The 11,116-nt window shown below is 66.7% G+C and carries 7 protein-coding genes; 1 reads left to right on the plus strand and 6 read right to left on the minus strand.

The window, feature by feature from the left end:
- Positions 1-96: 96 nt before the first annotated feature.
- Positions 97-2,172, minus strand: a complete 2,076-nt coding sequence (locus BP05_RS10460) for a S9 family peptidase (protein ID WP_496363104.1) — start codon at positions 2,170-2,172, stop codon at positions 97-99.
- 102 nt (positions 2,173-2,274) lie between these two features.
- Entirely contained in the window at positions 2,275-4,281 is a 2,007-nt protein-coding gene (locus BP05_RS10465) for an OPT family oligopeptide transporter (RefSeq protein ID WP_496363106.1), read from the minus strand.
- Between the two features lie 149 nt (positions 4,282-4,430).
- On the opposite strand from BP05_RS10465, the gene BP05_RS10470 reads away from it, so the two are divergent.
- A complete protein-coding gene (locus tag BP05_RS10470; RefSeq protein ID WP_496363170.1) occupies positions 4,431-6,422 on the plus strand; it encodes a peptide MFS transporter in 1,992 nt (663 codons plus the stop codon).
- Positions 6,423-6,568: 146 nt separating this feature from the next.
- On the opposite strand, the gene BP05_RS10475 is transcribed toward BP05_RS10470, so the two are convergent.
- The 4 genes from BP05_RS10475 to rfbA are packed head-to-tail and all read right to left on the minus strand — an operon-like array spanning position 6,569 to position 10,999.
- The gene (locus BP05_RS10475) at positions 6,569-8,575 is read right to left on the minus strand and encodes an alpha/beta hydrolase family protein (protein WP_496363108.1); all 2,007 of its coding nucleotides are present in this window, start codon (positions 8,573-8,575) and stop codon (positions 6,569-6,571) included.
- Positions 8,576-8,634: 59 nt separating this feature from the next.
- Positions 8,635-9,552 carry a dTDP-4-dehydrorhamnose reductase gene (rfbD, locus tag BP05_RS10480; RefSeq protein ID WP_496363110.1) on the minus strand — a complete coding sequence of 306 codons (918 nt, stop codon included), beginning with the start codon at positions 9,550-9,552 and terminating at the stop codon, positions 8,635-8,637.
- A gap of 5 nt (positions 9,553-9,557) precedes the next feature.
- Positions 9,558-10,115 carry a dTDP-4-dehydrorhamnose 3,5-epimerase gene (gene rfbC, locus BP05_RS10485; RefSeq protein ID WP_496363112.1) on the minus strand — a complete coding sequence of 186 codons (558 nt, stop codon included), beginning with the start codon at positions 10,113-10,115 and terminating at the stop codon, positions 9,558-9,560.
- Positions 10,112-10,999 carry a glucose-1-phosphate thymidylyltransferase RfbA gene (gene rfbA, locus BP05_RS10490; protein WP_496363114.1) on the minus strand — a complete coding sequence of 296 codons (888 nt, stop codon included), beginning with the start codon at positions 10,997-10,999 and terminating at the stop codon, positions 10,112-10,114. The genes rfbC and rfbA overlap by 4 nt, the downstream gene beginning before the upstream one ends.
- Positions 11,000-11,116 lie beyond the last annotated feature (117 nt).

Genomic DNA, 11,116 nt, shown 5'->3' on the forward strand with positions numbered 1-11,116 from the left:
CTTAGGCTAGCCGCCGCAGTCGCGGCGACCAGGTCGGCATGAAAGGGAAAAGGCGGAGCATCGCTCCGCCTTTTCTGACACCCGAAGCCGATCGCCTTACTGGCCGATGTGCTGCTTCAGCCACGCATTCACGGTGTCGTGCCACTGCACGGAATTCTGCGGCTTGAGCACCCAGTGGTTCTCGTCGGGGAAGTAGAGGAACTTCGACTCGACGCCCTTGCGCTGCAACGCGCCGAACAACGCGATGCCCTGCTCCGCCGGAATGCGGAAATCCTGCTGCCCGTGGATCACCAGCATCGGCACGCGGAACTTGTCGACGTGGTTGGCGGGGTTGAATTTCTGGTAGCCCTGCGGGTTTTCGAACGGCGTGCCGCCGTTCTCCCACTCGCTGAACCACAGTTCTTCGGTCCCGTAGCCCATCGCCTGGTTCTCGAACACGCCGTCATGGCTCACCAGACACTTCCATGGCTGGTTCCAGTTGCCGGCGATCCAGTTGACCATGAAGCCGCCGTAGCTGGCGCCGAGCGCGCAGGCCTTTTCGCCATCCAGGAACGGATACTGCTTCTGCGCCGCGGCCCAGCCCTTCTGCAGATCCTCTAGCGGACGGTCGCCCCAGTGCTGGCTGATCGCATCGGTGAAGGCCTGCCCGTAGCCGGTGGAACCGTGGAAGTCGATCATCACCACCGCATAGCCCTGGCCCGCGTAGGTCTGCGGGTTCCAGCGATAGCTCCAGCCGTTGCCGAAGCTGCCCTGCGGGCCGCCGTGGATCAGGAACGCGACCGGGTACTTCTTGCCCTTCTCGTAGTTCCACGGCTTGACCACGTAGCCGTGCACGGTTTCGTTGTTCCAGCCGGCGAACTTGAACTGCTCGTAGTCGCCGAAACGCACGTCCGGCAGCATCTCGCCGGCGCTGAGCGTGATCGCGCGCTGGGGCGCGTGCCCATCCGGGCTGGTGACGAACACCTGGTCGCCGCTCTTGATCGTGGCGCGGGTGAAGGCCAGCGTCGGCCCGGCGAGTGCGAACGCCGATACCGATCCCTGCGGACCGGAGACGTTGGTGACTTCGCCATTGGCGACCGCCACGGCGAACAACGGATCCTGGCCCAGTTCCTGCGCCGTGGTGTAGATGCGCTTGCCGTCGGCGGACAGGGTGATGCCATTGGCCGATGCGTCCCAGCGCGAGGCGATCTCGCGCGACTTGCCCGAGGCCAGGTCCATCGCCATCAGCGCGAAGCGGTCGGCCTCGAAGCCGGGGCGCTTCATCGCGCGGTAGTACAGCGTCTTGCCGTCCGCGCTGAACACCGGCGTGGTGTCCCAGGCCGGGTTCGATGCGGTCAGGTTCTTCGCCGTGCCGCTACCGTCGGCATTGACGAGGTACAGGTCGAAGTTGGTCGACCACGGTTCCTGGGCATCGGCCTTGCGTGCGCTGAGCACCAGCTGCTTGCCGTCGGGGGACCACTCGTATTCGGTCTGGTCGCCGAACGGCTTGGACGGCACGTCGCCGATCACGTCGGCGCCCACCAGCGTCGCCGACTTCGCCATCGATGGCGCCGCGAGCACGTCGGTCACGAACAGGCGGTTCAGGCGCCCGTCGTTCCAGGCATCCCAGTGGCGGATGAACATCCGCTCGAACAGCACGCCGCTGTTCTTCTGCTTGCCGCGTTCCTCCATCCGCTTCGGGCTGCAGGCGAGGTCGCTGCCGCAGTCGACGAAGGCATCGGTGCTGAAGGCCAGGCGCTTGCCGTCGGGCGAGAACTTGTAGCTGCCGATGTCGCCGGGAAGATCGGTGAGCCGGACGGGTTCACCGCCGCGCGCCGGGATCGAGTACAGCTGCATCGAGCCGGACTTCGCGCTGAGGAAGTACACGCTGCTGCCGTCGCGGGAGAAGGACGGCGAATTCACGTTCCAGCCTTCCGGCGTCAGGCGCTTCGGCGGCGCGGAGTCGCGCGCGAACAGGTCCTCGATCCACAGCGACGTCGCCGACTTGTTGGCGGCGAAATCGACCACGCGCTTGGCGAACACCAGCTGGCGGCCGTTGGGCGAGAGCGTGGGCGCCGAGACGCGGTCGAGCGTGGCGAGGTCGCGGACCTCGAAGCCGCGGGCGGCGGCGGCATCGAACGAAGGCAGGGCCGCCGCCAGGAGCAGCGGCAGGACGGCGTGGCGCAGGTTCATCGGGACTCCGGAACGGAAGTGCGAAAGTCCCGATGGTAGGCGGTGGGCCCTGCCTGCCGCAAAGGCCGGCGGTCACAGGGCCCAGACCTGCAAAGTCCGCGCTCAGGTTGCGGCGGTACGCCGGGCCACGCCCTCGATCCAGCGGTACAGCGCGAATACCGCGACCACGAACGCGATGCCGCCGATCCACTTGGCCGGGCCGGCAAAGTCGTCGCCGACCAGCGCCAGCGGGAACAGGTTGAAGGCGACGATGCCGGCGATCACCACGCCCACCAGGCCTTCGCCGACGATCATGCCCGAGGCGAGCAGCACGCCGAGCTGCTTGGTGGACTCGGGATTGGCGCTGCGCTCGGCGCGCTTGTCGTAGATCCAGCCGACGATCGCGCCGACCACCACCATCAGCGTCGCCGAGGTCGGCAGGTAGATGCCCAGGCCGACCGCGAGCGGGGAGAGGTGCGCGCCCTTGGTCGTGCGGCGCAGCACCTCGTCCACGACGATCAGCACGACGCCGATGCCGGCGCCGATCAGGATCAGGCTCCAGTCGATGTTGTTCTCGATCACGCCCTGTGCCAGCGCGGAGATCAGCCCCGCCTGCGGCGCGGCCAAGGCCAGCTTCGGGTCCACGCCGGGCGCGCCGGTGAAGCCGTAGGCCTTGTTCACGATGTCCAGGATCACCGGGATGATCGCGGCGCCGGCGATGACGCCGATCACCAGCGCCCACTGCTGCTTCGAAGGCGTGGCGTCGACCAGCTGGCCGGTCTTGAGGTCCTGCAGGTTGTTGTTGGCGATCGCGGCGACGGTGAACACCACCGCGGTGACCAGCAGCGCGAACGCGACCAGGCCCTTTTCGTGCCCGGGCTCGAGCATCGGCTTGATGCCGAACACCAGCAGCAGTGCCGCACCGATGACCACCAGGATGCCGATGCCCGACAACGGACTGTTGGACGAACCGATGAGGCCGGCCATGTAGCCGCATACGGTCGAGACCAGGAAGCTCATCACCACGATGTAGATCAGTCCGCCGATCACCAGCGAGGTGGTGTGCGCGCCCAGGCCGGTTTCGTTGCTGAACTGCACCAGCAGGAACGCGAGCGGGATGAAGCACGCGACCATGACCATGCCGACCACGCCGATCGGGATGTCGTGCTCGGTGCGCGGCAGCGAGGCGATGTTGCCGGCGGCGCGCACCTTCGCGGCGGCCATCGCCGAGTTCAGGCCGGTGATCACCGGCTTCACCAGCTTGCCCAAGGTCCAGATCGCGGCGACGCCGATGGTGCCGGCGCCGACGAAGCGCACCTGCTTGCTCCAGGTCTGCTGGGCCAGGTCGGCGACGGCGGTGCCGGCCTGCGTGGTCGCGGCGGCGATCTCGGAGAAGTGCGGCACGCCCCAGCCCCAACCGATCAGCGCGCCGAGCAGCATCGCGATGCCGACCCACAGGCCGACCAGGTGTCCCACCGCGAACAGCGCCATCGACAGCGCGAAGTCGAAACCGGTGACGCCGCCACGGTCGCCGACGCGGAAATAGCTGGCCACGTCGCTGGCAAACACGCGCGTGGCGACCACCACCGCGAATACCGCGGCGACGATCGCGCCCCAGATCACCGCGAGCAGGCCGGCGCGGCTCTCCTCGGCGCCGTGCGCGGTGCCTTCCGCGCCGGGGCTGCCCACTTTCAGCACTTCGGCGCAGGCGACGCCTTCGGGATACGGCAGTTCCGAGTTGGTGACCAGCGCGCGGCGCAGCGGGATCGAATACATCACGCCGAGGATGCCGCCGAGGGCGCAGATCGCGAACGACACCCAGTAGGGAAAGCCCGTCCACCAGCCGATGATGATCAGGCCGGGCAGGACGAAGATCACCGAGGACAGCGTGCCGGCGGCCGAGGCCACCGTCTGCACGATGTTGTTTTCCTGCACCGTCGAATTCTTGAAGTTGCGCAGCAGCGCCATCGAGATGACGGCCGCCGGGATCGAGGTGGCAAAGGTCAGGCCGGCCTTGAGGCCGAAGAACACGTTCGCCGCGGTGAACGCCACGGTGATGATCACGCCGAGGATCAGGCCGCGGATGGTCACCTCGGTGCGCGGAGTCGCCAGGGAGTCTGGTCGGTTCACGGGTGGAATTCCCCCAAGGATGGTCGCCGCAGTATCGCAGACCCGATCGCGATGCGGCCACGGCCCGGCTTGGCAGTGGGTGGCTATACTCGCCCCGACTTTGCGCAGGGACGGCGCGCACATCGATCCGGGGGTTCCGCTTGTCAGTCCTGTCCACCGCCGCCGCTGGCCGCCCGGCCGCCACTGCCGCGGACGAATTCCTTGGCCATCCCAAGGGCGTGTACGTCTGTTTCTTCACCGAGATGTGGGAGCGCTTCTCCTTCTACGGGATGAAGGCGCTGCTGCTGCTGTACCTGCTGCAGCACCATAAGTTCGGCGACCGCGCGGGACTGGACGTGCTCGGCGCCTATGGCGGGCTGGTTTACTGCGTGCCGGTGATCGGCGGCCTGCTTGCCGACCGCTTCCTGGGCATGCGCAAGGCCGTGATCTTCGGCGGGCTGTTGCTGGTGGCGGGCCATGCAGGCATGGCCGTCGAGGGCCACGCCGCAACCGTGGTCAACGGCGTGGTCGTGCGCGACGAAGGCGCGCTGCGCGTCTTCTACCTGTCGCTGTCGCTGATCATCATGGGCGTGGGCTTCCTCAAGCCCAACGTGTCGACGATCGTCGGCCAGCTCTACCCGGAAAACGATCCGCGCCGTGATTCCGGCTTCTCGCTGTTCGTCGCCGGCATCAACCTTGGCGCGCTGTTCGCATCGATCGTGTGCGGCTACCTCGGCCAGACGCTGGGCTGGCGCTACGGGTTCGGCGCCGCCGGCATCGGCATGCTGCTCGGCCTCGCGCAATTCATCTGGGGCCGCAAGTACCTGCGCGGCATCGGCGAACCGCCCGCGCCGCTGCCGCGCTCGCGCGAGTGGATGATCTACGGCGGAGCCGTGCTCGGCCTGCTGCCGGTCGCGTGGCTGATGCACGCGGTCACTTCGATCCAGCTCGGCGCCGACGTAGTGCGCTGGACCTACTGGATCGTGGTGATGGCGCTGGCCGGGATCGTCTGGTCGATGTGGCATTCGTGGCGGCGCCGCGACGCGGCGGCCCCGTTGCGCGACTACGCGCCGTCGCTGCTGGCCTTCGCGCTGGTCGGACTCGGCGTGATCTGGTTGTCCGCCCGCTACGGCGTGGTGGATTTCTTCATTGCCGAGTCCACCCTCGCCCTGGTCCTGATGTCGGTGGTGTTCCTGGCCGTCGGCTTCTGGTACGTCGGTTTCGTCACCCGCGGCTGCACCCGGGTCGAAGCGCAGCGCATGGGCGCGATGATGGTGCTGATCTTCGCCGCGCTGGTGTTCTACACCCTGTACGAACAGACCTACGGCTCGTGGGTCACCTTCACCGACCGGCTGCTCACCAAGGACGTCGCGCCATCGCTGGTGCAGGCGCAGCCCACGATCCGGTGGAGCGCCGACTGGCTGCGGAACCTGCAACTGTTCCTGGCGTCGGCGCCCTGGTCGACGTATTCGTTGCTGCTGGGGCCGGTGTCGTTCGTGATCGCCGCCTCCGTGTCGGACCGCAACCCGGCGTCGTCGTTGCCGCGCCTGCTGTTCGGCACCACGGTAGTGGCGATGCTGGTCGCACTGCTGCGCGACGCGGTGGTGTTGCCGCAGACCGCCGGTTCGCTGACCTACCTCGGCGCCTTGTTCATCGTCCTGCTCGCCCCGCTGTTCGCAGTGGTCTGGGCCTGGCTGGACAGGCGCGGGCTGGATCCGTCCAAGCCGACGAAATCCGCCTTGGGGCTGCTGTTTGGCGGACTGAGCTTCCTGCCCCTGGTATGGGCCGCGCAACACGCCGGCAGCACCGGCGAACTGGCGAGCGTGTGGTGGCTGGTGCTCGCGTATCTGCTGCTCGAACTCGGGGAAATGTGCCTGTACCCGGTCGGCCTTTCGGCGGTGACCCAGCTGTCGGTGCCGCGCGTGATGAGCCTGATGATGGGCACGTGGTTCCTCGCCACCGCGTTCTCGGAAACGCTGGCGGCACTTTTCGGCAAGCTCGCGGCAATCGAGGTGCCGGAAGGTGAAACCATGAACGTCGCCGAGGCCGCGGCGAAGTACGCGGACCTGTTCAACTTCCTGATGTGGCTGGGCGTCGGTTGTGCCATCGCGGCGCTGCTGGCCTCGCCGCTGCTGCGCCGCATGATGCATGGCGTGAAGTGATCGCACGCAGGGATCGCCGTTGACAGGCGCAGGCGACGTAGCGGGCAGCACGGCTGGCTCGCGAACGGATGCCCATCGGGCCGGGAATGTCCGCCGGCACACATGGAAACGGCACCTTGCGGTGCCGTTTCTCGTCTGACGCTTGTTTACTTCTTGCCTGCGGTTCCCGTCGCGGGCGCCGGAGCGGCGGCCGCCACTTCTCCCCCGAGGTGCCGGTTGAGGAACGCCAGCAGGCGCGAGTAGAACTCGCGACGGTGTTCCTCCAGGTAGAAGCCGTGCCCCTCGTTGTCGTAGTAGAGGGTCTCCACAGGCGTGCCCGCCTTGCGCAGGGCTGCTTCCATCATCTTCGAGTGTTCGATGGGTGCCGTTTCGTCTTCGCCACCCGCAGCCAGGAACACGGGGATCTTGATCCGATCCGCGAAACGGTTGGGAGACACGCTGGCCAGGTTCTCGGGCTTGCCCACCCATTCCTTGGACCAGTTGCCCAGGCGCGCGCTATCGCGATTTGTGTCCGCCTGCATCTTAGGCAAGTCGTACACGCCGACGTAGCCCGCCGCACACTTGTACAACGTCGGCTCCTTGGCCGCGCCCATCAGTGCCGCATAGCCGCCATAGCTGGCGCCATACAGGCAGATGCGGTTCCGGTCGGCGATTCCCTGGTCGATCGCCCAGCGCGTCGCATCGGTCAGGTCATCCTGCATCGTGCCGCCCCATTGCTGGACGCCGGCCTGCTCGAATGCACGCCCGTAGCCACCGGAACCGCGGTAGTTGAGCTGCAGCACCGCGTAGCCGGCCTGGGCCAGCAACTGCGCTTCGTCATCGAAGCCCCAGATGTCACGGATGCCATACGGACCGCCATGCGGGAGCACCACCAGCGGCAAACCCTTTCCGCTGCTGCCCTTCGGCACGGTCAGGTAGCCGTGAAGGGCCAGCCCGTCGCGCGCCTTCAGCATGATCGGCTGTTCCGCGTGCTGCTGCTCCGGATCGAACCATTCGCGGCGCGCGAGCACATGCGACGCCTTCTTGGCGACGGTATCGAAGAGATAGAAGTCGCCCGGGTTGCGGTCGCTGTAGGTCTGCACCAGGGCGAGCCGTCCGTCGGCCGTTTTCGACGTGATCACAACGGCCTCGCCGGCGAAGGCTGCTTCCAGGCTGTGGTACAGCTTCGCATCCGCTGACTGCTCGTCCAGGAACTGGGTGCGCAGCTTCCCGTCGTGGAAGAAGAAGCCCACCGGCGTCCGGGTCCCGTTGCGATAGATCACGCCGGACGGATCGGTGTCGTCATCGCGCAGGACCACCTTGCGCTCACGCGTGGCCAAGTCCATGGCGACGATCGCGTCGGGACCGTCCGGCTGTTCGCTCTGCAGGTACGCGATCTTGTTGTCGGCGGAAAAACCAACCGGGGAATCGAAGCGGCCGTCCGTTTCGATGCCAGCGAGTTCCCACTGCGCGCCCTCGCCCGTGCGGTAGTAGAGCTTGCGCACGTTGTCGCTGGCAAAGCCCGCGGCGAAGCGGACGACGCCCTGGTTGTCTGTGGCGAACGACGCATTGCGCACCGGCGCCGAAGCCACCTTGTCGCGACGTCCGGAATAGATGTCGAGGTACTCGGCACTTGAATACGGGTCCATCGATCCGTAAGGCCGCACGGACACCAGCACCCTCTTGCCCTCCATCGGAGGCGTGGCGACCGGGAACGCATAGATGCGATCGTTGCCCTTCTTGGGCTTGATCGTCGTGCCCAGCCCGCCGTCATTGACCTGGTACCCGACCAGCAACTCTGCGCTCCCACCGTCGGCATTGATCGCGTACAGCTCGCCGGTCAATTGCGGCTGCGCGAGCAGGCCGAACTTTTCACTGGTGCCGATCAGCAGGCGATCCGGCTTGGCCCAATTGAAATAGCTGACGTGAACGTTCTTGCCCAGCACGAACTTCGCCGTCACCTTGTTCGTGGCGCGCTCGATCACGACCAGGATGGTCCGGTCTTCCAGCGGCACCGAGGCCGCGAGGTACTCGCCACCCGGCGAGATGGTGAGGTCCTCGAACTTGTCCTTGCGCGAATACGCGCCAACATCCACGCCGGCAGCCGTGGCATCGAGCGGCAACACAGAGGCCAAGACCGCCGCTACCAGCAGCCGGTTCCAGATTCGCTTCATACTTCCCCCTACTTCCCCGTTTGATCTGACAGTGCGGCCATTCGAAGGCCACATTTCGTTCACACACGCTCAGCAACTTGGTTCTGCGACAACCCGTCCAGCGTCGTGGACAGGCACGAACGCCAATCCGGCAACGCAAGCTCGTATTCCGCTGCCAGCCGGCCCGTATCCAGCACCGAATATGCCGGCCGACGTGCGCGGGTCGGGTATTCATCCGTGCGGATCGGCAGCACGCGCGGCTCGCGCGCGATCAGGCCGCGGGCAACGGCCTCCCCAAAAATCGCCTGGGCGAAGCCGTGCCAGGTTGTTTCGCCGCCCGCGACCAGATGGCGGATACCGGAGGCGACCACTCCGCGCTCCAGGATCCGCGCCGTGGCGTCGGCGATCAGCCAGGCTGGCGTCGGACAACCGCGCTGGTCGGCGACGACGCGCAGCTCGTCGCGCTCTGCGCCCAGCCGCAGCATGGTTCGCAGGAAGTTGTTGCCGCGCGTTGCGTACACCCAGGCCGTGCGCAGGATCAGGTGCGACGCCCCGCTCGACTGGATGCGCTCTTCGCCGGCGAGTTTGCTCGCGCCGTAGACGCCCAGCGGACAGGTCGCGCTGTCCTCGCGATACGGGGTGTCGGCGCTGCCATCGAAGACGTAATCCGTGGAGTAATGCACCAGGCGCGCGCCACGCTGCGCGCACAGGCGCGCCAACTCCGCGGGGGCGTCGGCATTCGCGCGGAACGCCAGTTCCGGTTCGTCCTCCGCACGGTCGACTGCCGTATGCGCCGTGGCATTAACGACGATGTCGGGATTCACGCGCTCGAGCAGCGGCGCGAACGTCTCCAGGGCGTACAGGTCCAGCGCGTCGCAAGTCGCGCCGTCCGGGAGTTCGCCGCTGCGCGTGGTTACCGTGAGGTCGCCGAGCGGGGCGAGACTGCGCCGCAGCTCGTGGCCGACCTGTCCATTGCCCCCTAGCAACAGGATCCTCACGCGACTCAACCCGCGTAGACCGGCAGACGGCCTTCCTCGACCGCCGCCAACAGCGGCGCCCGCGCATCCTTCTCCGACAGCAGCGGATCGCTGACCGGCCAGTCGATCGCAAGCGACGGGTCGTCCCAGCGGATACCGGCATCGGCTTTGGCGTCATACGTCGCCGTGCACAGATAAGTGAACACGGCGCGCTCGCTGAGCACCACGAATCCGTGGGCGAAGCCTTCCGGGATCCAGAAATGGCGCTTGTTCTCGGCGTTGAGCACCACGGCCGCCCACTTTCCGAACGTCGGCGAACCACGGCGGATGTCGACGGCGACGTCCCACACTTCGCCCTCGATCACCGACACGTACTTGCCCTGCGGATTGGGCCACTGGTAATGCAGGCCACGCAGCACGCCGCGACTCGAGGAAGAGACGTTGCCCTGGACGAACTTCGGCGCTAACCCGTGCGCGGCGAGCTTGTCGGTGTTGAACGACTCGAAGAAGAAGCCGCGCGCATCGCCGAATACCTGCGGTTCGATCACGACGCAGCCGGGCAGATCGGTTTCGATCACTTTCATTCGACGCGTCCGTGTTCCAGCAGGCTCATCAGGTACTGGCCGTAGCCATTCTTGGCCAGTGGCCTGGCGAGGTCGCCCAGTTGGGCCGCGTCGATCCACTTGTTGAAGTACGCGATCTCCTCGGGGCAGCACACGCGCAGGCCCTGCCGCTTCTCGATGGTTTCCACGTACATGGACGCCTCGACCAGCGATTCGTGCGTGCCGGTGTCGAGCCAGGCAAAGCCGCGCCCCATCCGCTCCAGTTGCAGCGACCCGTCCTCCAGGTAGCAGCGGTTGAGATCGGTGATCTCGAGTTCGCCGCGCGCGGACGGTTTGAGCGCCGCGGCGTAATCGCTGGCACGGCCGTCATAGAAGTACAGGCCGGTCACGGCGTAGCTCGACTTCGGCTTCGCCGGCTTCTCCTCCAGGCCGACCACCTTGCCGTTGGCGTCGAATTCGGCGACGCCGTAGCGCTCCGGATCCTTGACCCAGTAGCCGAACACGGTGGCGCCGCGGTCGCGCGCCGCCGCCCGCCGCAGCAACTCGGTCAGGCCGTGGCCGTAGAAGATGTTGTCGCCCAGCACCAGACAGCTGGGCTGGCCGGCCACGAACTCGCGGCCGATCAGGTACGCCTGCGCCAGGCCGTCGGGACTGGGCTGCACGGCGTATTCGATCTTCATGCCCCACTGCGAACCATCGCCAAGCAGGTTCTTGAACAGCGCCTGTTCGTGCGGCGTGTTGATGATGAGCACTTCGCGGATGCCCGCCAGCATGAGCACGCTGAGCGGGTAATAGATCATCGGCTTGTCGAAGACGGGCAGCAACTGCTTGCTGATGGCCTGGGTGATCGGGTAGAGCCTCGTGCCGGAGCCGCCGGCGAGGATGATGCCTTTACGCTGGGTCATGAAATCCACTTCGGAAAATGCGCACTTCGTTGTGCCGGTACGGAATCAGGCTGCGGCCCCGATGCGCTCGAGCCGATAGCTGCCGTCCAGCACGCGCTGCACCCACGGCTGGTTGTC

This window comes from Lysobacter oryzae DSM 21044 (genome assembly GCF_059568595.1).